Origin of the sequence: Pseudomonas bijieensis, from assembly GCF_013347965.1 — a bacterium.
GTDB lineage: Bacteria > Pseudomonadota > Gammaproteobacteria > Pseudomonadales > Pseudomonadaceae > Aquipseudomonas > Aquipseudomonas bijieensis.
The window spans coordinates 1,895,184-1,922,166 of record NZ_CP048810.1 but is presented as its reverse complement, the minus strand read 5'-3'; the positions used below and the strand labels follow the sequence as shown (position 1 = coordinate 1,922,166).

At 61.9% G+C, this 26,983-nt stretch carries 24 protein-coding genes; 6 read left to right on the top strand and 18 right to left on the bottom strand.

From position 1 onward, the window contains the following. Positions 1-106: 106 nt before the first annotated feature. On the bottom strand, positions 107-1,513 hold the full coding sequence (locus GN234_RS08150; RefSeq protein ID WP_176688245.1) for a type VI secretion system Vgr family protein: 1,407 nt from the start codon (positions 1,511-1,513) through the stop codon (positions 107-109). Between the two features lie 218 nt (positions 1,514-1,731). Here GN234_RS08150 and GN234_RS08145 point away from each other — a divergent pair, with 218 nt between their 5' ends. After that, positions 1,732-2,436, top strand: coding sequence for a YebC/PmpR family DNA-binding transcriptional regulator (locus tag GN234_RS08145; protein WP_003199952.1), 705 nt, complete (start codon positions 1,732-1,734; stop codon positions 2,434-2,436). Positions 2,437-2,626: 190 nt separating this feature from the next. On the opposite strand, the gene GN234_RS08140 is transcribed toward GN234_RS08145, so the two are convergent. From GN234_RS08140 to GN234_RS08105, 8 genes are all read right to left on the bottom strand, one after another. Continuing rightward, positions 2,627-3,952, bottom strand: a complete 1,326-nt coding sequence (locus GN234_RS08140; RefSeq protein WP_176688244.1) for a leucine-rich repeat-containing protein kinase family protein — start codon at positions 3,950-3,952, stop codon at positions 2,627-2,629. 144 nt (positions 3,953-4,096) lie between these two features. Beyond that, entirely contained in the window at positions 4,097-5,158 is a 1,062-nt protein-coding gene (locus tag GN234_RS08135; protein WP_176688243.1) for an ABC transporter substrate-binding protein, read from the bottom strand. A gap of 18 nt (positions 5,159-5,176) precedes the next feature. Beyond that, a complete protein-coding gene (locus tag GN234_RS08130; protein ID WP_163854589.1) occupies positions 5,177-6,292 on the bottom strand; it encodes an NAD(P)/FAD-dependent oxidoreductase in 1,116 nt (371 codons plus the stop codon). Then, entirely contained in the window at positions 6,289-7,644 is a 1,356-nt protein-coding gene (locus tag GN234_RS08125) for an FAD/NAD(P)-dependent oxidoreductase (RefSeq protein ID WP_176688242.1), read from the bottom strand. The genes GN234_RS08130 and GN234_RS08125 overlap by 4 nt, the downstream gene beginning before the upstream one ends. Before the next feature lie 166 nt (positions 7,645-7,810). Next, positions 7,811-8,101 carry a (2Fe-2S)-binding protein gene (locus GN234_RS08120; RefSeq protein ID WP_109751655.1) on the bottom strand — a complete coding sequence of 97 codons (291 nt, stop codon included), beginning with the start codon at positions 8,099-8,101 and terminating at the stop codon, positions 7,811-7,813. 7 nt (positions 8,102-8,108) lie between these two features. Further along, positions 8,109-8,903: an ABC transporter permease gene (locus GN234_RS08115; RefSeq protein WP_163854587.1), complete on the bottom strand. Its 795-nt coding sequence runs from the start codon at positions 8,901-8,903 to the stop codon at positions 8,109-8,111. 6 nt (positions 8,904-8,909) lie between these two features. Then, positions 8,910-9,779, bottom strand: a complete 870-nt coding sequence (locus GN234_RS08110; RefSeq protein ID WP_176688241.1) for an ABC transporter permease — start codon at positions 9,777-9,779, stop codon at positions 8,910-8,912. Further along, positions 9,776-10,801, bottom strand: a complete 1,026-nt coding sequence (locus tag GN234_RS08105) for an ABC transporter ATP-binding protein (protein WP_163854582.1) — start codon at positions 10,799-10,801, stop codon at positions 9,776-9,778. The genes GN234_RS08110 and GN234_RS08105 overlap by 4 nt, the downstream gene beginning before the upstream one ends. A 247-nt stretch (positions 10,802-11,048) precedes the next feature. On the opposite strand from GN234_RS08105, the gene GN234_RS08100 reads away from it, so the two are divergent. Continuing rightward, positions 11,049-11,885 (top strand): IclR family transcriptional regulator, encoded by an 837-nt coding sequence (locus tag GN234_RS08100; protein WP_163854580.1) that lies wholly within the window; start codon positions 11,049-11,051, stop codon positions 11,883-11,885. A gap of 135 nt (positions 11,886-12,020) precedes the next feature. Here GN234_RS08100 and GN234_RS08095 read toward each other — a convergent pair whose 3' ends face one another. Both GN234_RS08095 and GN234_RS08090 read right to left on the bottom strand, forming a co-directional pair. After that, complete coding sequence (locus GN234_RS08095; protein ID WP_109751660.1) at positions 12,021-12,773, bottom strand: anti-sigma factor family protein; 753 nt, start codon at positions 12,771-12,773, stop codon at positions 12,021-12,023. Further along, positions 12,770-13,276 (bottom strand): sigma-70 family RNA polymerase sigma factor, encoded by a 507-nt coding sequence (locus GN234_RS08090; protein ID WP_109751661.1) that lies wholly within the window; start codon positions 13,274-13,276, stop codon positions 12,770-12,772. Before GN234_RS08090 ends, GN234_RS08095 begins: the two co-directional genes overlap by 4 nt. A gap of 168 nt (positions 13,277-13,444) precedes the next feature. Between GN234_RS08090 and GN234_RS08085 the strand changes: the two genes are divergently transcribed. After that, complete coding sequence (locus GN234_RS08085; protein WP_176688240.1) at positions 13,445-14,527, top strand: catalase family peroxidase; 1,083 nt, start codon at positions 13,445-13,447, stop codon at positions 14,525-14,527. Beyond that, entirely contained in the window at positions 14,524-15,060 is a 537-nt protein-coding gene (locus GN234_RS08080; protein WP_109751663.1) for a cytochrome b, read from the top strand. Before GN234_RS08085 ends, GN234_RS08080 begins: the two co-directional genes overlap by 4 nt. Positions 15,061-15,199: 139 nt before the next feature. Here GN234_RS08080 and GN234_RS08075 read toward each other — a convergent pair whose 3' ends face one another. Further along, entirely contained in the window at positions 15,200-16,351 is a 1,152-nt protein-coding gene (locus GN234_RS08075) for a M14 family metallopeptidase (RefSeq protein ID WP_109751664.1), read from the bottom strand. A 492-nt stretch (positions 16,352-16,843) separates the two neighbouring features. Then, positions 16,844-17,185 (bottom strand): DUF6124 family protein, encoded by a 342-nt coding sequence (locus GN234_RS08070; protein WP_176688239.1) that lies wholly within the window; start codon positions 17,183-17,185, stop codon positions 16,844-16,846. Between the two features lie 131 nt (positions 17,186-17,316). On the opposite strand from GN234_RS08070, the gene GN234_RS08065 reads away from it, so the two are divergent. After that, the gene (locus GN234_RS08065; RefSeq protein WP_109751666.1) at positions 17,317-17,964 is read left to right on the top strand and encodes a LexA family protein; all 648 of its coding nucleotides are present in this window, start codon (positions 17,317-17,319) and stop codon (positions 17,962-17,964) included. Between the two features lie 29 nt (positions 17,965-17,993). Here the strand turns inward: GN234_RS08065 and GN234_RS08060 are convergent, their stop codons facing one another. From GN234_RS08060 to GN234_RS08045, 4 genes are read right to left on the bottom strand one after another with little or no spacing between them, the layout of a single operon-like run. After that, on the bottom strand, positions 17,994-19,943 hold the full coding sequence (locus tag GN234_RS08060) for an acetyl/propionyl/methylcrotonyl-CoA carboxylase subunit alpha (RefSeq protein ID WP_176688238.1): 1,950 nt from the start codon (positions 19,941-19,943) through the stop codon (positions 17,994-17,996). Further along, positions 19,940-20,758 (bottom strand): gamma-carboxygeranoyl-CoA hydratase, encoded by an 819-nt coding sequence (locus GN234_RS08055; protein ID WP_109751668.1) that lies wholly within the window; start codon positions 20,756-20,758, stop codon positions 19,940-19,942. Before GN234_RS08055 ends, GN234_RS08060 begins: the two co-directional genes overlap by 4 nt. A 13-nt stretch (positions 20,759-20,771) precedes the next feature. Continuing rightward, positions 20,772-22,379: a carboxyl transferase domain-containing protein gene (locus GN234_RS08050; protein ID WP_163854576.1), complete on the bottom strand. Its 1,608-nt coding sequence runs from the start codon at positions 22,377-22,379 to the stop codon at positions 20,772-20,774. An 11-nt stretch (positions 22,380-22,390) separates the two neighbouring features. Next, positions 22,391-23,554: an isovaleryl-CoA dehydrogenase gene (locus tag GN234_RS08045; protein ID WP_109751670.1), complete on the bottom strand. Its 1,164-nt coding sequence runs from the start codon at positions 23,552-23,554 to the stop codon at positions 22,391-22,393. A 185-nt stretch (positions 23,555-23,739) separates the two neighbouring features. On the opposite strand from GN234_RS08045, the gene GN234_RS08040 reads away from it, so the two are divergent. Further along, on the top strand, positions 23,740-25,437 hold the full coding sequence (locus GN234_RS08040) for an AMP-binding protein (protein ID WP_176688237.1): 1,698 nt from the start codon (positions 23,740-23,742) through the stop codon (positions 25,435-25,437). Positions 25,438-26,074: 637 nt separating this feature from the next. On the opposite strand, the gene GN234_RS08035 is transcribed toward GN234_RS08040, so the two are convergent. Next, positions 26,075-26,974, bottom strand: coding sequence for a hydroxymethylglutaryl-CoA lyase (locus GN234_RS08035; protein WP_109751672.1), 900 nt, complete (start codon positions 26,972-26,974; stop codon positions 26,075-26,077). Between the last annotated feature and the right edge of the window lie 9 nt (positions 26,975-26,983).

Below are 26,983 nucleotides of genomic sequence, written 5' to 3'. Positions count from 1 at the left end.
AGGGTAGAGCGCCGTCTAGAGCGGCGTTGTCTGTTTACTGTAAGCCCGTTTCGCTGGGTTTGCATGAGCCAGATCAGTTTTGCCGGGATGAAGCCACAGAGATGAGTCAGGGAGTGAAGTCCGGCGGGTTCAGCAGCCAGTCCAACAGCAGCCCGGCATCATGATTGCCACGGGGCGGTTTCGGTGGCGCGGCGGTTTGTCCGGCACCGGTATCGATAGCCCCCGGGCACAGCACCGGGCGGTCGGGGTCGCCATCGAGAAAACTCACCAGCACTTCGCTGCCGGCCATCAGGCTGGGGCTGTCACCCAGCGTCAGTCGCGATACGGGTAGCGTGATGCCTTCCTGGTCCGGCGCCCATAGGCTGACACTCACCTGGCCGCGTTCATCGGGCCTGGCTGGCTGGCCGGTGCGGCCGAGTACGTGTGCCAGGTGGTACCCGGGGATACAGGGCTTGGGATGCTTGAGGGCCGGCCTGAATACGGTGGACCATGGAATGGCGGTGAACCGGTTGCGGTAGTCACGGGCCGACGGTGTGGCGGGCAAGTCCGGCTCCAGGATCGAAAACTGCCGCCCGCGATGCTGGACCTCGGTGATCAGCCATTGATCGTTGAAGGTGGCAACCGGGTGTTCGCAGACCTGTACGATGTCGCCGCCGTGCAGGGCAGGTTGGGTACTGTGGCCATGGATTTCCCGCTGCCGACAGCGCAGTCGTTCAAGGTGGCGGCGTCCGGCCTGGTAACGGTGAGCCAAGGCCGGGTCGCCGCGCATGGCTTCGTGATCGATCTGTTCAAGGAGGTGATTCGCCGCCGTGGCCCCGGCTTCAGGCATGGCCCGGTCGCTGAAGCCGACGGGTAGGCCAGGTATCCGCGAGTGGTGACGCAAATACAGGCGCTTGATGGCCGGTAGCAGGTTGTCACTCGGGCGCAGGGGCAGCTCGATGGCGCGCGCGGGGAAGCTCTTCGGGTCTTCGGCAAACACCAGGACATGGCCATGGGGGGCGTGTTCGAAGTGGTAGTGGATGCCTTCCTCCTCGCACAGTCGTTGCAGGAAGGTCAGGTCGCTTTCGTCGTACTGGATGCAAAACGGGCGACACGGATACTGCCCATGGGGCAGTTCGAAACGGTAACTGTCGGTGGGTAGCGGGTGTTCTTCCAACAGGCGTTGCAGCACCTGCACCACGCTGAGCTGATGGAAAACCCGGCGCCGCGGGCCTTGTTCCAGTTGCTGGAGGTAGGGAACCAGTGTCAGGCGATAGACAATGAGCTGCGGCGCCTGGGCGTTCAGGCTGACGCTGTGGACAATCCCATGGACCCCCGATTCGCCGTCCAGGCGCAGGAAGGCCGGATGCCCCAATAGCAGGTCGGGGTTTATCGGCGGGGCCAGGCCGATCAGTTCGAGGTCGAAGCGGTACGGCTGGTTGAGGGCTTCGCGGCCATTGAACCGCAATACTTGCAATTGCAAGTCGCTTTGCGTGAGTGTCAGGCTGAAGGGACTTTCCGTGTCGTTGCGCATCGCAGCTCCTACTGGCTGGGAGAGAGGCGCAGAGGGTACGAAACCGTGACGGAGAACGGTGCGTGTGAGTCGCTGTTTCAGAAAAGCCCTACAACACGCTGTGAAAATGTCGATCCAGCAGGGTGAATTTTTGGTCGATCAGCCGGTTTAGGCCGTATAAACTTGCGCCACAGCGCCGGCCGGCAGATGTCTCGGCGCGTCAGACAAGAGAGTGAGTAATGGGCGCACAGTGGAAGGTTAAACACAAAGAAGCGGCTGCCAACGCCAAGGGCAAGATCTTCGGCAAACTGGTGAAGGAAATCACCATTGCCGCGCGTAACGGCGCTGATACCGCTACCAACGCGCACTTGCGCCTGGTGGTCGAACAAGCGAAGAAGGCCTCGATGCCCCGCGAGACCCTGGAGCGTGCGATCAAGAAAGGTTCTGGCCAGCTCGGTGAGACTGTGCAGTACCACCGCGTGACCTATGAAGGGTTCGCGCCGCACCAGGTGCCGCTGATCGTTGAATGCGTGACCGATAACATCAACCGTACCGTTGCCGAAATTCGCGTCGCGTTCCGCAAGGGCCAACTGGGCGCCTCGGGTTCGGTGGCGTGGGACTTCAACCATGTCGGCATGATTGAAGCCGCACCGGACAGCCCGGACGCCGATCCGGAAATGGCCGCCATCGAGGCCGGTGCCCAGGATTTCGAGCCGGGCGAAGAAGGCGCGACCTTGTTTCTCACCGACCCTGCCGACCTCGATGCCGTACAGAAGGCGTTGCCGGAGCAGGGCTTCACCGTGTTGTCGGCCAAACTGGGCTACCAGCCGAAAAACCCGGTCAGCGGCCTGACCGATGAGCAGATGGCTGAAGTCGAAGCTTTCCTCGAAGGCCTCGATAACCATGACGACGTGCAGGACATGTTTGTCGGGTTGGCCGGTTAAGCACTACACCCCCTGTGGCGAGGGAATTTATCCCTGAGTGCGGTTCACTCTGTGGGAGCAAGGCTTGCCCGCGATGAAGACGACGCGGTCTCTGAGAAATCGAGGTGTCCGCATCGCGGGCAAGCCTTGCTCCCACAGATAAATCCCCTCACCACAATAGGCGGCGTGCCTGTTAGTTTGGGGGGCTGGTTTAGTCGATGTGTTTGAACTCGCTCAGCAACCTTTCAATCTCATCGAACTCTGGCCGCGCCAGCACATCCGGCTGACAGCAGCGCGCCTGCAGATCCTGCAGCGCTGCCAGGTCCACAGCACTGAGCCCCGGCTCGATCCGCGCCAGCAATTCCCCAAGCAGAATCCCGAAGGCTCGCACCTCGATGCGTTGCAGTGCGCGGGTTTGCCCGTTGTCCGTGGTGGCGTGGAAAGACGCCGCGCCAAAGTCTCCCAGCAGGCAATCGCCTTGGTCGTTGTACAGGATGTTGTGTCCGTACAGATCCCCATGGGTGATGCCCTGGCGGTGCAAGTGCGCGGCCACCGAGGCGATGCCGTGGGCGATACGCAAGGCTGTTGGGGCGCTGAGGCGCAGCTCGTCGGCATACACGTCGCGGGTACATGATGCCAGGCTCGGCAGCCCGGCGAGGTTACGGTAGCTGGGCGCGATCAGCGCCATCACCAGTCCGGCCTGTTGCTCGGGATGCCCGGCAACCTGGCCCAGCACGTCAATCAGGTTCGGGTGTCGACCGGCAGTGATGCAGGCATGCATCTCATGCAGGGGCGAGCCGTCGCTGGTCATCTGGCCTTTGTACAGCTTCACTGCAATGTTTCGGGCAATTTGGCCGGGCGGCTGCCAGAGCGCCTGGTGAATCACTCCCGATGCGCCTTCGCCCAACTGTTGTTGCAAGCGCAACTGCGCCCAGTCGATGGGCGTCGTGGCAGCCAGGGCGGCCGCTTCGGCTTGGGCTTCCAGCGGATTGCCGGCGTAGGCCAACCAACTGAGGCTTGGCAGTTGCAGCAACCATTGCGGCAGTTCGGTCAATTGGTTGGCGGCGATGCGTAGCAGTTCGAGGCGATGACACTGGCCCAGGCTTGCCGGCAATTGCTGCAGACGGTTGCCGGCCAGCATCAGTTTTTGCAGGTGTGGGCGTTGGCCCAGTTCATCGGGTAATTGGCTGACGTGGTTGTCGGTCAGGATCAGCCAGCGCAGCAGCGGCGGTAGCGAGGCGCCAGTGACGCGCTCGATACGGTTGGCCTTGAAACCGACCATGGTCAACGCGCTGCAACGGCCCAGGCATTCGGGCAGTTCTGTGAAGCGGTTATCCGAACAGAACAGCACGCGCAAGTGTGTCAGCCGATGCAGGTCATCGGGCAGCGTGTCCAACTGATTGCCGCTGAGGTTGAGTATTTCGAGGGAGTCGGCCAGGTCGAAGATTTCCTGGGGAAACTCTGTCAAGCCGCAGGCCAGGTCCAGTCGGGTGATGCCTGAGAGCTGGCCGGTGCGCAGTTGGGCGAGGGTGTGCATGGCGGGGTTCGCTGTTGATCAAGGGGCGGGCGCAAGGTCCGAAGCCAGACAGTTAACCAATAATCAGCCCAACACAAAACCCTGTGGCGAGGGGATTTATCTGTGGGAGCAACAGTGTTGCTCCCTTGGCCACAATCGATCGCCCTAGCGCTCGATACTGCGGTTCCACCGCGCGTTCCAGGCCGGGCGTTGTTCGTTGACCTGGTCCCAATCCACGGCAATCGCTGTTTCCAGATATTGCTTCATCGCCTCCACCTGGCCGCGGGTCTTGTCGGTGGTCGGGGTATTGGGGTTGGAGGGGATCTGGTCGCCTTCTTCCAGGGCAATGGCCTGGGCTTCAGGTGTCAGCAGGAACGCGGCAAGCTTTTGCGCCAGTTCCGGCTGGGTGTTCTGGGCGATGGCGCATTCGGCGACGTTGAGCACTACGGCGCCTTCCTTCGGCTGGGCGTATTCGACCGGCATGCCCTTGAGTTTCAACGCGGTCACCTGGGTCGGCGTCAGCGGGAACAGGGCGGCTTCGTCGGTCTGCAGCATTTCGGATATCTTCGCCGAGCTGGGGATGTACTCCAGCACGTTGCGCCCCACCGTGTTTGGCCAGGCCTTGAAGCCCGGCTCGACATCGGTTTCGCTGCCGCCCTGGATCCGGTTGAACATCAGGAAACCGTGCAGGCCGAATGTGGAGGAGGCCATCGACTGGAACACCACTTTATCCTTGAAACGTGGATCGGCCAGGTCCATCCATGAGGTGGGCGTATTCCAGCCTTTTTCCTTGAACAGCCGCGTGTTGTAGGCCAGCCCCGTCACCCCGAGGCTGACGGCCACGGCCTGATCCTTGATGCGCCCCTTGGCCGGGATCTGCGCCAGGGTCGGGCTGTCCTTGAGTTTGTCGCATAGCCCCATGGCGATGGCGCGATACATGATGCCGTCATCCAGGAACATCACGTGCATCTGCGGGTTGCCTTTACTGGCCTGCACCTTCGCCAGGATATCGGCTGAGGTGCCCGGTACGATGACCACTTTGACGTTGTTGGCTTTTTCGAAAGCAGGCAAGACCTTGTCGGCATAAAGCCGCTCCATGGTTCCACCATTCATGCCCAGGTAAAGCGTCGGCTCGGCCAACGCCTGGGTGACCGGGAGCAGGGCGCCCAGGCAAGCGGAGCCCAGCGAGCAGAAACCGAACAGTGCACTGCGTTTGACGTTATTCATTGGCGCGACCTTCCTCTATCAAGCAACGGAGATGGAGTGGAACCGGGTGATGGAAAACGCATCCAGCGGCGTGCTCGAAGCCCCGCTGCAGATGATCTCGGTGAGCGCCTGGCCCACCGCCGGGCCGATCTGGAAACCCGCGCCGGCAAAGCCGAACGCGTGCAACAGACCAGACTGGGTGCTGCTGTGGCCGATCACCGGCTGGCGATCGGGCAGGTAACCTTCGGTGCCGCTCCAGGTACGAATCGCCTGGGCGCCCTCCAGGAATGGATAGAGCTCGACAGCCTGGCGCAGGATCTCGATCACCGCGTTCTGGCCGGGGCGGGCGCGAGCAGCGTCCAACGCAAAACCTTGGCCGCCCCCCAGCACACAGTTGCCACGCGCGACCTGGCGGGCATAGATACCGCCCCCCTCGACGCCGGTGCTGGCGTCCATGACCAAGGGCAAGGGCTCGGTGACCAGCATCGCCGGGTGCCCTGCATGCATGGGCACCGCTTCGCCGAACTGCGCGGCGAACTGGCTGGCCCAGGCTCCGGCGCAGTTCAGCAGCCAGGGCGCGTGGAAGGTCAGACCTGTCGCGGTGTTTACGGCAAAGCGCTGGCCGTCGTGCACAACGTTACTGACGGTGCATTGTTCATGGACTTGCGCGCCATGTCGGCGAGCGGCCTGGGCAAACGCTGGTGAGACCAGGCGCGGATTGGCATGGCCGTCATCCGGGCACAGCGATGCCCCGACCGCGACAGCACCGACCCACGGAAAGCGAGCCCGCAGTTCTTCTTGATCGAGCAACTGCAAATCCAGGCCAAAGCCCTGGCTGCTGGCGGCGTAGTCGCGCAACGCTTGCAGATCATCGGCACTGCGGGCCAGTTTGAGATGACCGCTGCGCTGGTACTCACCGTCGATGCCGATCAACTGGGGCAACTGGCTCCAGATTTCATGGGCTCGTTGCGACAAGGGCAGTTGCGACAATGGCCGGCCCTGGCGTCGCACACCGCCGTAGTTCACGCCACTGGAGTGCGAGCCACAGAAGTCGCGCTCCAGCAGCGCCACCCGGCGGCCGGCCTTGCTCAGGAACAACGCGGCCGAGGCGCCGATAATGCCACCGCCAATGATCACCACATCCACTTCGATCATGGCTCGACCTCCAGGCCGAACGGCACTGGCTTGACCGGCGCCTGGGCCCGCAAGCGGCCGATGTCGGAAATGGTGCGGCCACTTTCGCGCGCAATGATTTCCGCTGCCGCGGCACCGCACATCCGACCCTGGCAACGACCCATGCCGACCCGGCAATGCGCCTTGACCCGATTGATCTCCCAATGGCCTTCGCCCACCACCCGGCGGATGTCACCCGCGCGGACGTCTTCGCAGCGGCAAATCATCAGGTTATCGGCCGCATCGGCGGCCCAGCGTTCAGGAAAGGCAAACGCGCGCTCCAGGCCTTCCCGGAACCGACCGATGCGTTCAAGGGCTTGTTCCAGTTGCGTGCAACGTTGTGGGTCGGTGGAGTAGCCGCTGTCTTCGAGCAAGGCCAGGGCCGCCCGTTCACCGGCCATTTCAGCCGCGTCCGCGCCCATGATTGCGGCGCCGTCACCGGCCAGGTAAATCCCCGGCACGCTGCTGCGCCCGGCGTGGTCCCGTCGTGGCAGCCAGGCGCGGTTGAGGGCATTCCAGGCAAACTCGCAACCCAACAGGTCGGCCAGTTGGGTTTCGCTGCGCAAGCCATGGGCGAACGCCACCGCGTCACAGTCGAGGGTGTGTTCGCCGCTTGCGTCGTGCCATTGCAGCGACTGCACCCGGCGTTCTCCATCGAGACGCGCCAGGCTCGCGCCTTGATGCACGGCGATGCCGCGGGCGGTTAGCCAGGCGCGGTAGTAGAGGCCCTTGGCGAGGGTGACCGGTTGTGCCAGCAAGCCGGGCAGGGCACGAGCCTGGGCGCTAAAGGGCGAACTGTCGAGGACCGCGACCACCTTGGCGCCGGCCCGGGCGTATTGATAGGCCACCAGATACAACAACGGACCGCTGCCGGCGAACACCACCCGTTCACCAATGGCGCAACCCTGGAACTTCAGGGCGATCTGCGCCGCGCCCAGGCTGTACACCCCGGGCAGGGTCCACCCCGGTACAGGCAGGATCCGGTCGGTGGCGCCGGTGGCGACGATCACGCTGGCGTACTCGAGGCGCGCGGTGCGACCTTCATGCAAGGTATCGAGCAGGCCGGCCTCGGCGTTCCACACCAGGGTGTCGGGACGGTAATCGAGCTGTTCACGCAACGCGTCGAGGGTCTGGTGGATGGCGTTGGCCTTGGACGCTTCAAAGCCATAGAGCTTGGCTGGCGGGCGCTTGAAGTTGGCCGGTTGGCGCCGATAGATCTGCCCGCCACCGCGAGTGGCTTCGTCCAGCAGGACGGGGTATATGCCGTGGGCGACCAGGGTCTGTGCGGCACGGATACCGGCCGGGCCGGCGCCGATGATGGCGACGGGTTTCATGACCACCTCGTTGGCGATGCAGTGAGATTGGCGACATCTTTAAAGACGCCATCGCGAGCAAGCTCGCTCCCACATCGGATTTGCGGTGGACGTGGATTTTGTGGTCGGCACAAGTCCCCTGTGGGAGCGAGCCTGCTCGCGATGGGGGCATATTTGGCTACATTGTTCATACCTGGCGCCCCGGTTCGCGGATGATGTGCTGCCCGGCTTCGAGCAGGGTCGAGCAGGCGCGTACGCGGCGGCCATCACCCAGGCGCACCCAGCAGTCCTGGCAGGCACCCATCAGGCAGAAACCGGCCCGGGGTTCGGCGCTGAAGTCACTGCCGCGCAGGTGCTCGCTGCAGGTCAGCACGGCGGTCAACAGGGTGTCCCCCAGAAGGCCGGTGGCGGGCTGGCCGTCGAGGGTAAAGTCCAGGGCCGGGCGGTCCCCTTCGGCCAGTCGTTTCAGCAGTGCCATGACACCCTCATTGTTTGCCTACCAGGACTCGATCCAGGCCATAGACCCGGTCGAGCAGAATCATGGTCAGCGCGGTGAGCCCGATGACCAGCGCCGACACCGCCGCCATCATCGGGTCGATGGATTCGGTGGCGTATACGTACATGCGTACCGGCAGGGTTTGCGTGGCCGGCGAGGTGACGAAGATCGACAGCGTGACTTCATCGAAGCTGTTGATGAACGCCAGCAACCAGCCTCCGGCCACCCCCGGCAGGATCATCGGCAGGGTGATTTGCCGGAACAGCGTGAAGCGCCCAGCCCCCAACGATTGCGCGGCCTGCTCGGCGCTGCGGTCCAGGCCAATGGCCGAGGCCAGCACCAGGCGCAGCACGTACGGCGTGATCACCAGCACATGGGCGAAGATCAGCCAGGAAAAGCTGCCGTTCACGCCCATCAGCGCAAACAAACGCAGTAACGCCACCCCCAATACCAGGTGCGGAATGATGATCGGCGACAGGAACAGGCCATTGAAGAAATCCCGGCCCGGGAACTCGAGCCGGGTGATCGCCAGGGCCGCCGGCACCGCAATCAAGGTCGCCAGCGAGGCCGCGCAGAACGCCAGGATCAGGCTGTTGTAGAACGCGTCGACAAAGTCCGCGCGCTCGAACACGGCGCGAAACCAGCGCAGGGAGAACTCGGTGGTCGGCAGGCTCAAGGTGTTTTCCGGGGTGAAGGCGACGAGGCAGACCACCACCAGCGGCGCGAGCATGAAGATCACCACCAGGGCGTGGAACAGCAGTGCGAAAGGACCGTTTCTGGACATTACCCGTTACCCCAATGACTTCTTGTAGCGGCCTTCGATCATCCGGTTCCACGACAGCATGATCAGCAGGTTGAGCAACAGCAGGGCGACAGCAATGGCCGCACCCATGGGCCAGTTCAGTTCTGACAGGTACTGGTCGTAGATCAACGTGGCGACCATCTTCAAGCGCCGTCCGCCGAGCAGACCGGGGATGGCGAAGGAACTGGCGGCGAGGCCGAACACGATCAGCGTGCCGGAGAGCACGCCGGGCATGATCTGTGGCAGCACGACCTTGCGGATCACCGTGAACTGGCTGGCCCCCAGCGACAGCGCGACCTGTTCGGCGGCCGGGTCGAGTTTCTGCAACGAGGTCCAGACTGGAATGATCATGAACGGCAACATCACGTGGACCAGGGCGATGACCACGGCGAACGGGGTATAGAGCAGCTTCATCGGTGCGCCACCGAAGGCTTGCAGAGCCTGGTTGACCAGGCCGTCGGCGCCGAGCAGCAGGCTCCAGCCGAAGGCTCGCACCACCACTGAAATCAGCAGCGGCGTGAGAATCAGGATCAGGAAAATCGAACGCCACGGTGCGCCCATGCGGCTGAGGATGTACGCCTCGGGCACACCGATCAGCACGCACAAGAGCGTGGTCAGGGCGCTGATCCAGAACGTGCGCAGGAATATCTCGTAGAAGTACGGGTCCCCCAGCAGGCTGGTGTAGTGGTCGAAGGTAAAGGCGTCGTTGTTGATGCCCGAACTGTAGTCGAAGACGTTGAATGACAGGATGAGCGTCAAGCCCAAGGGAATGACCAGCAGGCCCAGGTACAAGGCCAGGGCCGGCGCGGACATCAGGTAACCTTGCCGGCCACGGCGCATCGCATCGATCAGCTTCATGCCGGCACCTCGTCCGTGCTCAGCACCCGCAGCAGCGCCGGATCCCAGTCCAGGCCCACCGCCGTGCCTTCGACCAAGGGCGCGGAGCCGTCGTTGCGGCGTACCACGCAGAGTTCACCCAGGCTGGTGGTGACGCCGTACAGCCATTGGCTGCCGAGAAAGAAGCGGCTGACGAGGGTGCCTTGCAGGCGGCCCGAGCCCGAGGCAAGCAGATCGATTTTTTCCGGGCGCAGGCTCAGGGTCAGGTCAGCGTCGCTCCGGTTGCAGACTTGAACGACGCCCGCGCCATCGCGCAGGCCGGGCAGCAGGTTGGCCTTGCCGACGAAGCCGGAAATGAATTCGGTACGTGGGTGCTCGTAAAGGGTGTACGGCGCGTCGATCTGGGTGATACGCCCGGCCTGCATCACCACGACCCGGTCGCTGATCGACAGGGCTTCGGACTGATCATGGGTCACCATCAGGGTAGTGATTCCGACTTCGCGCTGGATGCGGCGGATTTCGTATTGCATCTCTTCGCGCAAGTTGGCGTCGAGGTTGGACAGCGGTTCGTCGAGCAACAGCACCGGCGGCTCGATCACCAAGGCTCGAGCCAGCGCCACGCGTTGACGCTGGCCGCCCGAGAGTTCCCGTGGGTAGCGTTCGGCGTGTTGGTCCAGGCGCACCAGCTTCAACACTCGATCCACGCGTTGTTGCAGCTCGGCATTGGCGACCTTGCGCATGCGCAGGCCGAAAGCGACGTTGTCCCTGACGGTCATGTGGGGGAATAGCGCGTAGCTCTGGAATACCACCCCCAGGCCACGGCTGGCGGGCTTGGCATGGGTGATGTCGCGGCCGTCCAGCAGGATGCGCCCGCTGCTGACTTCGACGAAGCCGGCGATCATTTGCAGGGTGGTGGTCTTGCCGCAGCCCGAAGGCCCCAGTAGCGAGACGAACTCGCCTTTTTCCACCGACAGGTTGGTGGCGACCACGGCGTCGATGTCGCCGTAACGTTTGCCAAGTCCTTCAAGTTGCACAAAAGCCATAGCTGCGCTCCACCTGGGATTGTTATGCGTCGCCGCAAGGGCGCGCTTTTTTGTATGGGCAGATACGAAAAGGTGCTGCTGGGGTGCGTTGGCGCTCGACCTTGAGTCGGCTGCCGCTGTTGTTCGAATCGCCCCTGTATGGACGCAGAGTAGGACGAAGAATAGGATGGGCTCAATGGACTATTTCACTGAAGCGAAGACTATTTTCAATTTCATTCAGTGAGTAAATTTAATAATGAGAAATAGCATGTTTAATTCCACTGAACGGAATAATGAAAAAGGCGAGGTGGGTGTCGGCGCGGTCTCCAGACTGTTTGCCGTGTTGCGCAGCCTGGGTGACACCGTCGAGGGCGGCGAGCGGGTGACGCAATTGGCCCAGCGCATCGGTTTGTCCCAACCCACCACCCATCGCTTGTTGCGCAGCCTGATGGACGAGGGCATGGTCGAGCAGGACGCTCGCAGCAAGCGCTATCGCCTGAGCCTGGAGTTCTTCGCCCTGGCCGCCCGCGCCGGTAACACCGGCAACCTGCGCGAACTGGTGCGCCCGGCCATGCTGCGGTTGTCGGCTTCCTTGGGAGACTCGCTATTTTTGCTCGCCCGCAGCGGCTTCGATGCCATCTGCCTGGACCGTAGCGAAGGGCCATTTCCGATCCGCACGTTCACCGGCGACATTGGGGGGCGCGTGGCGTTGGGCGTGGGGCAGGGCAGCCTGGCGATCCTGGCGTTCCTGCCGGAAGAAGAGCGCGACACGGTGATTCAATACAACCTGCCGCGGCTCAAGGATTTCCATTTGTACGATGAAGTCTTCCTGCGTTCGGAAGTGGAGAACGTGCGCACGCTGGGCTACGCCGGGCGCAACACCGGTGTATTGCAAGGCATGGCCGGGGTGGCCGTGCCGATCCTGGACCGTGACGGCCGGGCCGTGGCCGCCTTGAGCGTGGCGACGGTGAGCGATCGCCTGGGGCCTGATCGCCTGCCGACGGTGGTGGACATGCTCAAGCGTGAGGCGGCCCTGATAGGGCCGCGGATCAACCCGTTCGACCCATTGCTGCGCAGGCCTTCGCAGGTGTTTGGGCAGGGGTGAACCGACTCCTCTGAACTATCGCAGAACCCTTGTGGGAGCGAGCCTGCTCGCGATAGCGGTGGTCCAGTCAGCAATGTGCCGGCTGACACATCGCTATCGCGAGCAGGTTCGCTCCCACAGGGGCGGCGGCGGGGATCAGAAATTCAGGGTTTGCTTGAGCCGCTGCGCTGCCGGCATATCGCTGGGTATGACCATCGCATAGTTGTAGCCCGGGCCGGACCAGTACTCGGCTTGCAGCTCGCCGTCACGGCGGCTGCCACGAGGGAGCAGGAAGTTTTTCGGGCCCGGTGGGCGCACGTAGAAGCTGATCTTCTGACCGCTTTGGTCCTGGTAAACCACCATGGCCGCCGCCCCTTGCTCGGTGCTGAGCAAGCGCCCGCTGACCGGCTTGAAGCCCGCGCCCGACAGGTCGGGCAGTCGGTCGGCCTGGGTGAAGTAGCGGTCGAGCCAGCCTTGCATGCTCCGCTCGTCGCCCGTCTGGTAATCGGCTGGCAGGATACCCTGCTGGGCAATCAACCGGTACGCCTGCAGGGCATCGGCCATGGGGGCTGCGGCGCTGAGCAGGGTCATTTGCCGCGCTTGCCAGCCACCGAAGCCTCCCACGCTGACGGCCAGCAACAACATCGCGGCGCTGGCCAGGTGGCGGCGGGAGCGATGTTTCAGGTGCTGGCGAATCATCGCCGGGTCGAGGTCCGGGTTGGGCGGCTGCTGCAAGGTTCCACTCAGGGCCGTGCGCAGGTGCTGCGCGTCCTGTTGCCAGGCTCGGACCCGGGCGGCGACTTCAGGCTGGTTGGCCAGGTAGGCCTGCACCAGGCGCTGGTCGGCCTCGCTCAGTTGGCGATCGACGTAGGCGTGCAGGTCGCTGTCGCTGGGGGGGATGTTGATCATTTGAGTATCCGCAGGGCAGGGCGGGTGATTTCGCCGTCGCTGAGTTGGCGCAAGGCCTGGCGGGCGCGGGACAGGCGGGACATGACCGTGCCGGTCGGCACGCCGAGGATGTCGGCGACTTGCTGGTAACTCAAGCCTTCCACCGACACCCAGAGCAACAGGGCACGCTGTTCCGTCGTGAGCTGATCGAAGGCCTGCAGGGACGATTGTGCGATCACGCTACGCTCGGCCGAAGGATGGGCGTCATCGCGACCGGTGAAAAACTCCAGCATGCGCGCGTACCGCCGGGAGCGGCGATGGCCGTCGAGAAACTGCCGATACAGAATCGAAAACAACCAGGCCCGCAGGTCGCCGTCCGGGCGCTTGTCGGTCCATTTGGACAACGCCCGTTCCAGGCACATCTGCACCAGGTCGTCGGCATTGCTCGGGTTGCGCGTCAGCGACACGGCAAAACGCCGTAGCCTGGGGATGAGTTCGCGCAACTGTTCGTCGAGTGCGTTCATAGGGTGTGGCTTCTGTGGGCAGTCACTGCGCCGGGACTGGAAAGACGACCCACGAACGAGATTATTCCAGGGCAGGAAAAATAAATACGAGGCATGGGAATAAACCTGACGGTCCTTCGTCTGACGGGTCCATTTCCAACGAATGGCCTCGCGCCCTGGAGCTTTCTCATGGTTGATCCTTCATTCTCGTCGAGCCGGCCACCCTTGAGTGCCGCCGCCCTGACATTGCGCCTGAGCGGCATCGCCGTGATTGTTGCCGCGTTGGCCGGGGCGTTTGCCTACGTCAATGGCAGCCTCGACCCACAGCGCCTGACACCGCAGGCGCTGGTCAATGTCCTGGAAAAAAACAACGGCGTTCACCCGGGCTTTCGCCGTAACCACTCCAAAGGTGTCTGCGTCGTGGGCTATTTCCAAAGCACGGGCGAGGCCAGCGCCTATTCCAGCGCCCAAGTGTTCTCGCAGCCGCAAACGCCGGTGGTCGGGCGTTTCGCCTTGCCCAGCGGCAACCCCTATGCACCGGACGCAAGCGTGCCGATTCGCAGCCTGGCGCTGCGTTTTACCCAGGCCAACGGCCAGCAGTGGCGCACCGGCATGAACAGCATGCCGGTGTTTCCGGTGGGCACGCCCGAAGCCTTCTACCAACTGCAGCAAGCCCAGTCGCCGGACCCCGCCACAGGAAAACCGAACCCTGCGGCCGTACCGGCGTTCTTTGCCGCTCACCCCGAAGCCGCGCCATTCCTGCAATGGATCAAGACCGCCAAGCCGTCGGCCAGTTATGCCAGCGAAACTTACAACGGCATCAACGCGTTCTATCTGGTCAACCCCGCCGGGCAACGCCAGGCGGTGCGCTGGGGCGTGGTGCCGATGACTCAGGACGCTGCGGATACGACGCCACCCCAGGGGGCCGACTTCCTCGAGCAAGACTTGGTGAAGCGTCTCGCCGCCGGGCCGTTGCGCTGGCAACTGAACATCACCTTGGCCAACCCGGGTGATCCGGTGAACGACGCCAGCAAGGCCTGGCCCGCTGACCGCAAGGTACTCAATGCCGGCACGCTGGTGTTGGAGCGTACCCAGGCGCAAGACAACGGCGAATGCCGCGACATCAACTATGACCCGCTGATCTTGCCCCAAGGGATCGAAGGTTCCGACGATCCGCTGCTGGTCGCGCGCTCCGCCGCCTATGCCAGTTCCTACCTGCGGCGCACCAGCGAAGTGAACCAATTGCCCGCCCACCAGGAGTCCCGCCCATGAGCGCCCCTCGTCACTTTGCACCGCTGGCTCGGTTGCTGCACTGGCTGATGGCATTGATGATCATCGCCATGCTGTTTATCGGCGCGGGCATGGTCGCCTCGGTGTCCGAGCGCCATGAATGGCTGCTTCAGTTGCACAAGCCATTGGGTATCGCGATTTTGCTGTTGGTGATCGTGCGCCTGGTGGTGCGCTTCAGTACCCGACAACCACCGCTGCCGGCCGATCTGCCAGGCTGGCAAGTGTTGGCGGCGAAGGCTTCGCATGTGTTGCTGTACGCCTTGATGCTGGTTCTGCCGCTGCTGGGCTGGGGCATGATTTCGGCGGCGGGGGATCCGGTGATGCTCGGCAATTGGTTGCAACTGCCCTCGATCCTGCCAGCGCACGCCCAGACGTTCGCGCTGCTGCGCAAGGCCCACGGGTACCTGGCTTACTTGCTGTTCCTGACTGTGCTGGTGCATCTGGCGGCGGCGTTGTTTCACGCGTGGGTGCGTCGGGATGAGGTGTTGGACAGCATGTTGCGCGGCAAGGGTTGATGGTGGGAGCAAAGCTTGCTCGCGATACAGGCGACTCGGTTTCAGAAAGACCTCACCGCCTATATCGCGAGCAAGCTTTGCTCCCACATTGTTCCCACTCAGGGAAGCACCTTGGACAAGGGTTGATCAGGTCATTGGATCAGCGCAACTCGTCGACCATGGCCTCGATGGTGCTCAACACATCCTTGCCCAGTTGCATCGAGCGTTTGCCAGACCAGCCGGTGATCGGGTTCGGGTGATCGTTGTGGTCCTTGAACGGCATTTCCAGGGTCAGGGACAGGCAGTCATATTTCTGCCCGACCGCATTACAGGCCAGGGTCATGTTGGCCTGGCCCGGTTCGTCGCGGGTGTAGCCGTGAGCTGTCTGGAAGTCTTTGGTCTGGTGCTTGAGATGGCTGCGAAAGCGCTCTTCGAGTTTGGCGATGCGTGGCGTGTAGCCTGGGTTGCCTTCGCAACCGGCGGTGAAGACGTGGGGGATTTCCTCATCGCCGTGAGCGTCGAGGAACAGATCGACGCCGTACTTTTCCATTTGCTGTTGTACGAAAAAAACCTCGGGGCTGATTTCCGGACTGGCGTTCTGCCAGGCACGGTTGAGATCCTGGCCCATGGCGTTGGTTCGCAGATGACCGTGGAATGCGCCGTCGGGGTTCATGTTCGGTACCAGGTACAGATCGGCCTTGGCGAGCAACCGGTTCAGTTGCGCATCGTCATGGTGCTGGAGGCGTTCGATCACGCCCTCCATGAACCATTCGGCCATGTGCTCACCGGGGTGCTGCTGGGCGATGATCCAGATTTTGCGTCGGCCTTCGGCACCGTTGCCCTTGCGCAGCAGTTGAATGTCACGGCCTTCCACGCTTTTACCAACGGCCAATAGCTCGGTGCCGGCCTTGTGCTGCGCTTGTTCGATCAGCCAATCATGACGACCGCGGCTGTAGGGTTCGAAGTAGGCGAACCAGGCGTGGGGTTGTTCGGCCTCCAGATGAAAGCGCAGGGCGTCGCCTTCAAACTGGGTCGGAATGCGGAACCAATTGACGTGGTCGTAGGAGGCAACGGTCTGGTAGCCCGTCCAGGCCTTGTTATAGGACGATTGACTGGCGTTGAGCAGGCGGAAGGAATATTCCTGGCCGACATGCAGGCCGCTGGCCTTGAAGTGGAACCACTGGAAATGGGCACTGCGGGTGTCGGGCCTGATCTTGAGCAACGACTGCAACGGGTTGCTGATGTCGACGACCTCGATGTTGCCGCTGTCGAAATTGGCACTGATATCAAAGGAAGATTTAGCCACGGTCACGATTCCTGGAAAGGATTTTCATGCCGTTACTTTACACGCAAGGAAGGCGAATCGAGACGATTTAAGTCACGTAAACGAGGGGGCGTCCTCCCTGGACGCCGAGCCAGCTTAGAGAGTCTGCAATTGATTCTCAAGTGCTGGTTAGCGATAGATTTCGCCTGTGTGGCGGGAGGGCTCTTGTAAACGGATATTCATTTGCTATCATCGCCGCCACCGAATTGGCAGCATCCAAAAAGACTTCATTAGCCTGAAGCCATAAGCCGAAAAATCGGCAAAAAAAGACCCGGCAAAAAGCCGGGTCAAAAACCGTGATTAGCCTGATGAGGAGATATTCCAGAAGTCCGACCTAAGGTCTTCTGGTCTATCGACTGATCTCGCGACCAGCTGATGCAATAATAATCATTATCATTTGCAAGTCAAATGGTTTTATCGCATCGATTGGAAAATTTTTCTCGTCGTTCGCGTTCGCGACGACATTCCCAAGCGTTACTCCTAGCGGGTAGGGTAGCCATCCAGGGATCGGTCAAGCATCACCTTGACCAGATCGATCATGTGCACCACCGAAAATGCCAGGTCACGGCTTGAACCATTCAACTGGTTGGCGGACTCGTGGGCGGTCGCCGCGGCACAACGCAGCAGGTCGCACGCATGAACGAGGGCTTCTTCTGCGCTGATATTGTGGTTGACGTCGAAGAAGCGATGTTCTGCCGGCGCCTGCGAAACACCTGGTTTCAGGTAGTAGTCGAGGGCACGTTTGGCCGCCGGACAATCCTGCAAGGGAGGAAACGTACCGTCGAAAGGGCTGCTGGGCTGGTCTTTGCTGGGTGTATCCATGGTGATGGAAATCTCCGTGTAGGGGGCTGAACTCCTGAATCCAGAATAGTACTTATCGTAATTGTGACGATAATTTAAATACTACAATTTGTGTTTTGAATGGTCACAGTCACCCACGTATCGTGCCGCACATGGATAAATGGATAGAGTTGGTCAAGGCCAAGATGAAGGAGCTGCGCATCACGCAAGTGGTGCTCGCAGAGCGGTTGGGAATGTCCCAGGGCGGCGTCGGCCATTGGCTGACCAAGCGCCGGCAACCCAGTGTCGAAGACATGAACCGGGTCCTGCGGGAGCTGGGGCTGGAGTTTCTGGAGGTGGCAATGGTGATTCGCGAGCCGGACACCTCCACGGACGAAGGCATGGCCCTGGCGCAGAAGTACAACCCGTACTTCCGCTACCCGGTCAGTGAATGGCATGAGGTTGGCGGGGTTCGCGAAGGTGATCCTGGCGCCTACAGCCAGGCGCGCTACGAGCTGACGGACTACCACGCCCTGGGCGATGCATTCTGGCTGGTAGTGGTGGGCGATGCGATGACCGCACCCAGCGGGTTGAGCATTCCCGAGGGCATGTCGATCCTGGTGGATCCGGCCATCGAGGCGGTGCCTGGCAAATTGGTGGTCGCCTGCTTGCCTGGCAGCAGTGACGCGACCTTTCGCAAATTGATCGAAGAGAGCGGTCAGCGTTACCTGGTTCCGCTCAATCCGACTTACCCGAAAACCCTGTACACCGAACAGTGCCGCCTCATCGGTGTGGTGGTGCAGGCTACCATCAGGTTCTGACTGGATCGGCCCTGGGAGCGGGCCGATTTCTATTCTTCGAACGCCACCAGGGCACTGCCCTCGCTGACCATTTCACCTTCCTGGCAATACAGTGCCTTGATCACACCGGCCTTCGGCGCCCGAATGCTGTGCTCCATTTTCATGGCCTCCAGTACCACCAGTTGAGCCCCGGCCTCCACCGTTTGGCCGACACTCACCAATACCCGCACGATACTGCCATTCATGGGCGCAGCCAGGCCACCTTGATGGCTGTGGCTGGCCTCGGCGGCGGCCAGAGGGTCGTACAGGTCGATCCGGTGCAGGTCACCCGCCCATTGCAGATACAGGCTATCGCCCCGGCGAATGGCCCGATGGCTGCGGCGCAGGCCGTGCTGCTCGATTATCAGTTGCTCGCCCTTGAGTTCCGCGCGGCGGGCGCTGATGTCCAGCGTTATCGCGCGATCCTGGCCTTCGCAGCTCAGGTGCAGGGTGGTTTCCTTGGGCAGCCCCAGGCGCAGCCCGGTGGTGCTGGCCCAAGGTGAGTCGGCGTCATCACCGCGTACGCGCGGTGTCAGGCTCAAGGCGAATCCCTGGGCGGCTGCGGACCAGAACGCGTCATCCAATTCGCCAGGCTCTGGAAGTAATTGCCCCTGGTAACGTGGGATAAATCCGGTATCCAGCTCCGCCGCCGCAAAAGCGGGGTGGGCCACGATTCGTCGCAGAAAACCAATGTTGGTTTTCAGCCCGCCAATGGCAAATTCGTCGAGCATGCTCAACAGCCGCAAGCGCGCCTGCTCACGGTCTTCACCCCAGGCAATCAGCTTGCCGAGCATCGGGTCGTAGAACGGCGAGATCTCGTCACCTTCCTCCACACCACTGTCGACCCGCCGCCCCGGCCCCTCGGCCGATTCGCGATACAACGCCAGGCGCCCGGTGGCCGGCAGGAAATCGTTGACCGGATCCTCGGCATACAGCCGTACTTCGATGGCGTGACCCAGCAGCGGCACTTGCGTTTGAGTGATCGGCAATGGCTCGCCTTGGGCGACGCGGATCTGCCAGGCCACCAGGTCCAGTCCGGTGATCGCTTCGGTGACCGGATGCTCGACTTGCAACCGGGTGTTCATCTCCATGAAGAAAAACTCGCCCCGCGCATCCAGCAGAAACTCCACCGTACCGGCCCCGACATAACCAATCGCCTGGGCCGCGCGCACGGCGGCTTCGCCCATCGCCCGCCGCAGTTGCGGGGTCAGGCCGGGCGCGGGGGCTTCTTCCACCACTTTCTGGTGGCGGCGCTGGATCGAGCAATCGCGTTCGTTGAGGTACAGGCAGTTGCCGTGTTGGTCGGCAAATACCTGGATTTCCACATGGCGCGGCTTGAGCAGGTATTTCTCCACCAGCATCCGTGAGTCGCCGAACGAGGACTGCGCTTCACGCTGGGCCGAGGCCAGGGCTTCGGCCAATTGGCTGACATCCTCGACGACTTTCATGCCCTTGCCGCCACCGCCGGCTGTGGCCTTGAGCAAAACCGGGTAGCCGATGCGCTCGGCGGCGTCGCGAAAGGTGTCCAGGTCCTGGGCTTCGCCGTGATAACCGGGCACCAGGGGCACCCCGGCAGTTTCCATCAAGGTCTTGGCCGCCGATTTGCTGCCCATGGCATCAATGGCCGAGGCCGGTGGGCCAAGGAAGATCAGTCCAGCGTCTTCAATCGCCCGGGCGAACCCGGCGTTCTCGGACAGAAAGCCATAGCCGGGGTGGATGGCCTGGGCGCCACTGGCTTTTGCGGCGGCGATCAATTTGTCGATTTGCAGGTAGCTGTCGGCTGCCTTGCTGCCGCCCAGGTCGACGCGAATGTCGGCTTCGCGGCTGTGGCGGGCATCGCGGTCGGTGGCGCTGTGCACGGCAACGGTGGTCAGGCCCATGGCCTTGGCGGTGCGCATCACGCGGCAGGCGATTTCGCCACGGTTGGCCACCAGCAATGTGGTGAGGGCGGGTGCGCTCATCGACGCGGCTCCTTATGACTCGATTCGGCTTGCCAGTTCGGCGCGCGCTTTTGCAGGAAGGCCCGCAGACCTTCCTGGCCCTCCGGGCTGACGCGAATACGGGCGATGGCGTTTTCGGTGTAGCGCCGCAGCGCCGGGGTCAGGGCGCCGTTACCGACTTCGCGCAACAGTTCCTTGCTGGCGCGCATGGCTGCCGGGCTGTTGAGCAACAGATTGTCGATCCATTGCTCGACTTGCTGGTCGAGGGTTTCGGCCGGGTAGCTTTCCGACAGCAAACCGATTTCTTTCGCGCGTTGCCCGTCGAAGCGTTCTGCAGTCAGGGCATAACGACGCGCCGCACGCTCGCCGATGGCTTGCACCACGAACGGGCTGATCACCGCCGGCGCCAGGCCAATGCGCACTTCCGATAGACAGAACTGTGCTTCATCAGCGCCAATGGCCATGTCACAGGCGCTGATAAGCCCCAGTGCACCACCGAACGCCGCACCCTGGACGATGGCTAGCGTGGGAATCTTCAGCTTGGCGAGGTTGTACATCAGCTCCGCCAGTTCCCGGGCATCATCGAGGTTGGTGTGGTAGTCGAGCTCGGCCGATTGCTGCATCCAGGCCAGGTCGGCGCCAGCGCTGAAATGCTTGCCGCGCCCGCGGATCAGCAGGAAGCGCAAGTTTGGATCGCTGCTGACGTGGTCCAGGGCAAGGATCAGTTCGCGGATCATTTCGGCGTTGAACGCGTTGTTTTTCGACTCGCGGCTGAGCCACAGGGTGGCAACGCCCCGTGGGTCGGTGTGCAGTTCGAGGGTGTTGAAGTTATCCATGGTCATTCCCCGTTTACATCCGGAACACGCCGAAGCGGCTCGGTTCGATAGGCGCGTTCAGTGACGCGGACAAGGCCAGGCCCAGTATGTCGCGGGTCTGGGCCGGGTCGATGACGCCGTCGTCCCACAGCCTGGCGCTGGAATAATAGGGGTGGCCCTGTTCTTCGTATTGATCGAGGATCGGCTGCTTGATCTCGGCTTCCTGCTGGGCGCTGAAGGGATGGCCGCTGCGTTCGGCCTGCTCGCGCTTGACCTGTACCAGCACGCCGGCCGCCTGTTCGGCGCCCATCACGCCAATCCGCGCGTTTGGCCACATCCACAGGAACCGTGGGTCGTAGGCGCGACCGCACATGCCATAGTTGCCCGCGCCGAAGCTGCCGCCGATGATCACGGTGAATTTCGGCACTTTGGCACAGGCGACCGCCGTCACTAGCTTGGCACCATGCTTGGCGATGCCGCCCGCTTCGTACTTCTGCCCGACCATGAAGCCGGTGATGTTCTGCAGGAACAGCAGCGGAATCCCGCGCTGACACGCCAGTTCGATGAAGTGCGCGCCTTTCTGCGCGGCCTCGGCGAAGAGGATGCCGTTGTTGGCGAGGATCGCGACCGGGTAGCCGTGCAAGTGAGCGAAGCCGCACACCAGCGTCGTTCCGAACAGCGCCTTGAATTCGTCGAACACCGAACCGTCCACCAGGCGCGCGATCACTTCCCGGACATCGAACGGTTGCTTGGCGTCGGCCGAAACCACACCGTACAGCTCATCGCTCGAGTACAGCGGGGCGATGGGCAGGTGTTGCTGCAACTGCCCCTGTTTGTGCCAGTTGAGGTTGGCGACGCTACGACGGGCCAGGGCCAGGGCATGTTCGTCGCTGTCGGCGTAATGGTCGGCCACGCCGGAAATCTTGCAGTGCACGTCGGCCCCGCCCAAGTCTTCGGCACTGACCACCTCGCCGGTGGCGGCTTTCACCAAGGGTGGTCCGGCGAGGAAAATCGTCGCCTGCTGGCGGACCATGATCGCCTCGTCCGCCATGGCCGGCACATAGGCGCCACCAGCGGTGCAGGAACCCATGACCACGGCAATCTGCGGGATGCCCTGGGCACTCATGTTGGCCTGGTTGAAGAAGATCCGGCCGAAGTGCTCGCGGTCCGGGAACACTTCGTCCTGGCGTGGCAGGTTGGCGCCGCCCGAATCCACCAGGTAAATGCACGGCAGGCGATTTTGCTGGGCGATGGTCTGGGCGCGCAGGTGCTTCTTCACCGTCAGTGGATAATAAGAGCCTCCTTTGACCGTCGCGTCGTTGGCGACAATCATGCATTCGACGCCTTCCACGCGACCAATGCCGGCAATCACGCCGGCCGCCGGCACATCTTCGCCATAGACTTCGTGAGCCGCCAACGGGCTGATCTCCAAAAACGGCGAGCCCGGATCCAGCAGCCGGTTGATGCGCTCACGGGGCAGCAACTTGCCCCGCGACGTATGCCGTTCCTGGGCCTTGGGGCCGCCGCCTTGGCGCACTTGCGCGAGCAAGGTGCGCAGGGCCTCGACGTGTCCGAGCATCGCATCGCGGTTGGCTATGAACTCCGGGGAGCGTGGGTTGAGCTGAGTGTGCAGCGTGGCCATGGTCAGCTCCGTTAGCGGGTTTCGTTGAACAGTTCGCGGCCGATCAACATCCGACGAATCTCACTGGTGCCAGCACCGATTTCGTACAGCTTGGCGTCACGCAGCAGGCGACCGGCCGGGAATTCATTGATGTAGCCGTTGCCACCGAGGATCTGGATGGCGTCGAGGGCCATTTGCGTGGCGCGTTCGGCGCTGTAGAGGATCACCCCGGCGGCGTCCTTGCGGGTGGTTTCGCCGCGCTCGCAGGCCTGGGCCACGGCATATAGATAAGCGCGGCTGGCGTTGAGCTGGGTGTACATGTCGGCGACCTTGCCCTGGATCAGCTGGAATTCGCCGATGCTTTGGCCGAATTGCTTGCGGTCGTGGATGTACGGCACGATCAGGTCCATGCACGCCTGCATGATCCCGGTCGGACCGCCGGAGAGTACTACGCGCTCGTAATCGAGACCGCTCATCAGCACTTTCACGCCGCCATTGAGCACACCGAGGATGTTTTCTTCCGGCACTTCGACGTCATCGAAAAACAGCTCGCAGGTGTTGGAGCCACGCATGCCGAGCTTGTCGAACTTGTTGCTGCGGCTGAAGCCTTTCCAGTCGCGCTCGACGATGAAGGCGGTGATGCCGTGGGGACCTTTTTCCAGGTCGGTCTTGGCGTAGATCACATAGGTGTTGGCATCGGGACCGTTGGTGATCCAGGTCTTGCTGCCGTTGAGCACGTAACGGTCGCCACGCTTGTCGGCCCGCAGTTTCATGGAGACCACGTCGGAGCCGGCGTTCGGCTCGCTCATGGCCAGGGCGCCGATGTGTTCGCCGCTGATCAGCTTGGGCAGGTACTTGGTTTTCTGTTCGTGGTTGCCGTTGCGGTTGATCTGGTTCACGCAGAGGTTGGAGTGGGCGCCGTAGGAGAGGGCGACCGAGGCCGAGCCGCGACTGATTTCTTCCATCGCCACCACGTGGGCCAGGTAGCCCAGGCCAGCACCGCCATATTCTTCCGGTACGGTAATGCCCAGCAGGCCCATGTCGCCGAACTTGCGCCACATGTCGGCGGGAAACAGGTTATCGATATCGATCTGCGCTGCTCGCGGCGCCAGTTCGGCCTTGACGAAGGCCTGCACCTGGTCGCGGAGCATGTCGATGGTTTCGCCGAGGGCAAAATTCAGGGATGGGTAGCTCATGGGACACCTTTGGCTTTTTTATCGGGTGTGGAGAGTGGCGGGATGGCTCTCACCTTTACGTTAACGTAAGCCTGCGACGAGAAGCTGTCAATCGCCCTTTACGTTAACGTCAACTTGAGCGAGAGTAACTGTGCTCTGCATCAGGTTCACCGCTACACCCACTAATAAAGACAAGAGGGGGCGTCATGGATCAACCCGGTTCGCATTCGCAGCTCAGCTACACCTGTGGCTCCCAGGCCAAGGCCTTGTTGGCGCAAACCATCGGCGAGGCTTTCGACCAGACCGTAACCCAGTATCCAGGGTACGAGGCGCTGGTGGTTCGCCATCAATCGCTGCGTTACACCTGGCGGCAACTGGCCGAGGCCGTCGATCTGCACGCCCGCGCCTTGTTGGCGTTGGGCTTGAAAACCGGTGATCGCCTTGGCGTGTGGGCGCCCAATTGCGCCCAGTGGTGCATCAGCCAGTTCGCCAGTGCGAAGATCGGCGTCATTCTGGTCAACATCAATCCGGCCTATCGGGTTTCTGAACTCGAATACGTGCTCAAACAATCCGGATGCCAATGGCTGGTGTGTGCCGGGGCGTTCAAGACCTCGGATTATCACGCCATGTTGCAAGCGCTGGCGCCAGAGCTGGCAGAGCAATCGATCGGCCACCTGCAGAGTGAGCGCTTGCCGGATTTGCGAGGCGTGATCAGCCTCGATCCCCAGCCGCCTTCAGGCTTTCTGCCCTGGGCGCAATTGGCAGGCCTTGGCGCGGCGGTTACGCCTGAACAACTGGCCGAGCGTCAGGCCAGCCTGCATTTCGATCAGCCGGTGAACATCCAGTACACCTCCGGCACCACCGGCTTTCCCAAGGGCGCGACCCTCAGCCATCACAACATTCTCAATAACGGTTACATGGTCGGCGAAAGCCTGGGCCTGAGCGCTGGCGATCGGTTGGTGATCCCGGTGCCGCTCTACCATTGCTTCGGCATGGTCATGGGCAACCTGGGTTGCATGACTCACGGCAGCACCATGATCTACCCCAACGATGCCTTCGACCCGTTGCTGACGCTAAAGGCCGTGGCCGAGGAAAAAGCCACTGCACTGTATGGCGTGCCCACCATGTTCATCGCCATGCTGGACCAGCCACTGCGAGGTGATTTTGACTTGTCCAGCCTGCGCACCGGGATCATGGCAGGCGCCACATGCCCCATCGAAGTGATGCGGCGGGTCATCAACGAAATGCACATGGCGCAAGTGCAGATTGCCTACGGCATGACGGAAACCAGCCCGGTGTCATTGCAGACTGGTCCTTCAGACGAACTGGAATTGCGCGTGACCACCGTCGGCCGCACCCAGCCGCAACTGGAAAGCAAAATTATCGATGAGGCAGGCAATGTCGTCCCGTGTGGCGCCGTTGGCGAACTGTGTACCCGTGGTTACAGCGTGATGCTGGGTTACTGGAACAACCCCAAGGGCACCGCCGATGCCATCGACTCCGATGGCTGGATGCACACCGGTGACCTGGCGACCATGGACGAGCAGGGCTATGTGCGCATCGTCGGACGTAACAAGGACATGATCATCCGTGGTGGTGAGAATGTTTACCCGCGCGAGCTGGAAGAGTTCTTCTTCACCCATCCGGCCGTGGCGGACGTGCAAGTGATCGGCATCCCGTGTTCGCGCTACGGCGAGGAAATCGTCGCCTGGATCAAGTTCCATCCCGGCCACAGCGCCAGCGAGCAAGAGCTGCAAGCCTGGTGCAAGGAGCGCATTGCCCACTTCAAGACGCCGCGTCATTTCAAATTCGTCGAGGAATTCCCGATGACGGTCACCGGCAAGATCCAGAAATTCCGCATGCGCGAAATCAGCATCGAAGAACTGCGCAAGAAGGAAGACTAGCCACAAGACCTGTGGGCGCGAGCCTGCTCGCGATGCGGTGTGTCGGTCAAAGCGCTGTGGCTGATACACCGCCTTCCAAACAACCGAAAAACCAAAACCCCAGACAGCACAAAGGGGAGCCGAAGCTCCCCTTTAATTTTGTCGTCGCGTGCTCTTTTTTTATTATTGAGGGGCGGCCTGTTGTTGTTTTTGGCAGCCGTGGCCCTTTACCGCTGTTTTTGGCGATCCCCATCCGGGATCAAGAGCAAACGTATTTTTTTGAGCGCTGATCTGCTTTTTCGCCTTGCGATCCAACCGATTCGGGAGCTACCTGAAGGTAGTTTTATTGTTCTCTGTCCGGTTGCGGGTTGCTTCTGGAAGCACCCTGAAAAGCACATCTTCTCCAAAAAAATCTGTTAGCTGCGTCTCTGCCGTGTTGTTTTTGTTATGTCAGAGTCGTTTCGTCTTGTTTTTATTGGGTTTGCTGCGTTTTTTTATTCTTGTTATGCCAGAGATATAGCAGGTGGCGTGCCAACTTTTAAAAACTCATATAAATCAATGAGTTGTGTTTTTAGGCTGAAAAAGCTGACGGGCCAAACCTGACAAATTGTTTCCGTGTTACTCGTTTCGCCGCTGTTACAAAGCCAGCGGTAACACCTCACTGTGCGCTACGGGCCTTGGCGACACGCGACCCGCTAGGACGACCGAGCACATCACAGATCTGCCGACCCGCGGCAATCAGGGCATTCAGATCGACACCGGTTTCGATACCCAGCCCATCGAGCAGGTACAGCACGTCTTCGGTGGCAACGTTACCGCTGGCGCCCTTGGCATAAGGGCAGCCGCCAAGGCCGGCGATGGAGCTGTCGAACACCGCGATGCCTTCCAGCAGGCTGGCGTACACGTTGGCCATGGCCTGGCCGTAGGTATCGTGGAAGTGTCCGGCGAGCTTGTCCCGCGGCACCTCGGCGCCCACCACTTCGAACATCCGGCGTGTGGCGCCAGCGGTGCCTGTGCCAATGGTGTCACCCAGGGAGACCTCGTAGCAGCCCATCGCATACAGTTCCCGAGCGACCCAAGCCACCTGCTCAGGCTTGACCGCACCTTCATAGGGGCAGCCCAGTACGCAGGACACGTAGCCGCGCACACTGACGCCGTGCTGCCTGGCGGCCTCCATGATCGGCGCGAAGCGCTCCAGGCTTTCCTTGATAGAGCAGTTGATGTTGCGCTGGGAGAACGCTTCGGAAGCGGCGGCGAATACCGCGACTTCTTTTACGCCCGCCGCCAGCGCGTCTTCAAAGCCCCGTAGGTTTGGTGCCAGAGCGCCATAGGTCACACCCGGCTTGCGCTGGATCTGCGCGAACACCTCGGCGGAGCCGGCCATTTGTGGCACCCACTTGGGCGAGACGAAACTGCCGACCTCGATGTAGCCCAGGCCGGCGGCGCTCAAGGCATCTACCAGGCGCACCTTGTCGGCGACGCTGATGGGCTGTGCTTCATTCTGCAGGCCGTCACGAGGGCCGACTTCGATCAAGCGTACAAAGGAGGGGAGGGACATGGGGATTGA

Coding starts and splice junctions, on each gene's coding strand:
- GN234_RS08150 (WP_176688245.1), bottom strand. CDS start 1,513: ATGCGCAACGACACGGAAAGTCCCTTCAGCCTGACACTCACGCAAAGC.
- GN234_RS08145 (WP_003199952.1), top strand. CDS start 1,732: ATGGGCGCACAGTGGAAGGTTAAACACAAAGAAGCGGCTGCCAACGCC.
- GN234_RS08140 (WP_176688244.1), bottom strand. CDS start 3,952: ATGCACACCCTCGCCCAACTGCGCACCGGCCAGCTCTCAGGCATCACC.
- GN234_RS08135 (WP_176688243.1), bottom strand. CDS start 5,158: ATGAATAACGTCAAACGCAGTGCACTGTTCGGTTTCTGCTCGCTGGGC.
- GN234_RS08130 (WP_163854589.1), bottom strand. CDS start 6,292: ATGATCGAAGTGGATGTGGTGATCATTGGCGGTGGCATTATCGGCGCC.
- GN234_RS08125 (WP_176688242.1), bottom strand. CDS start 7,644: ATGAAACCCGTCGCCATCATCGGCGCCGGCCCGGCCGGTATCCGTGCC.
- GN234_RS08120 (WP_109751655.1), bottom strand. CDS start 8,101: ATGGCACTGCTGAAACGACTGGCCGAAGGGGACCGCCCGGCCCTGGAC.
- GN234_RS08115 (WP_163854587.1), bottom strand. CDS start 8,903: ATGTCCAGAAACGGTCCTTTCGCACTGCTGTTCCACGCCCTGGTGGTG.
- GN234_RS08110 (WP_176688241.1), bottom strand. CDS start 9,779: ATGAAGCTGATCGATGCGATGCGCCGTGGCCGGCAAGGTTACCTGATG.
- GN234_RS08105 (WP_163854582.1), bottom strand. CDS start 10,801: ATGGCTTTTGTGCAACTTGAAGGACTTGGCAAACGTTACGGCGACATC.
- GN234_RS08100 (WP_163854580.1), top strand. CDS start 11,049: ATGTTTAATTCCACTGAACGGAATAATGAAAAAGGCGAGGTGGGTGTC.
- GN234_RS08095 (WP_109751660.1), bottom strand. CDS start 12,773: ATGATCAACATCCCCCCCAGCGACAGCGACCTGCACGCCTACGTCGAT.
- GN234_RS08090 (WP_109751661.1), bottom strand. CDS start 13,276: ATGAACGCACTCGACGAACAGTTGCGCGAACTCATCCCCAGGCTACGG.
- GN234_RS08085 (WP_176688240.1), top strand. CDS start 13,445: ATGGTTGATCCTTCATTCTCGTCGAGCCGGCCACCCTTGAGTGCCGCC.
- GN234_RS08080 (WP_109751663.1), top strand. CDS start 14,524: ATGAGCGCCCCTCGTCACTTTGCACCGCTGGCTCGGTTGCTGCACTGG.
- GN234_RS08070 (WP_176688239.1), bottom strand. CDS start 17,185: ATGGATACACCCAGCAAAGACCAGCCCAGCAGCCCTTTCGACGGTACG.
- GN234_RS08065 (WP_109751666.1), top strand. CDS start 17,317: ATGGATAAATGGATAGAGTTGGTCAAGGCCAAGATGAAGGAGCTGCGC.
- GN234_RS08060 (WP_176688238.1), bottom strand. CDS start 19,943: ATGAGCGCACCCGCCCTCACCACATTGCTGGTGGCCAACCGTGGCGAA.
- GN234_RS08055 (WP_109751668.1), bottom strand. CDS start 20,758: ATGGATAACTTCAACACCCTCGAACTGCACACCGACCCACGGGGCGTT.
- GN234_RS08050 (WP_163854576.1), bottom strand. CDS start 22,379: ATGGCCACGCTGCACACTCAGCTCAACCCACGCTCCCCGGAGTTCATA.
- GN234_RS08045 (WP_109751670.1), bottom strand. CDS start 23,554: ATGAGCTACCCATCCCTGAATTTTGCCCTCGGCGAAACCATCGACATG.
- GN234_RS08040 (WP_176688237.1), top strand. CDS start 23,740: ATGGATCAACCCGGTTCGCATTCGCAGCTCAGCTACACCTGTGGCTCC.
- GN234_RS08035 (WP_109751672.1), bottom strand. CDS start 26,974: ATGTCCCTCCCCTCCTTTGTACGCTTGATCGAAGTCGGCCCTCGTGAC.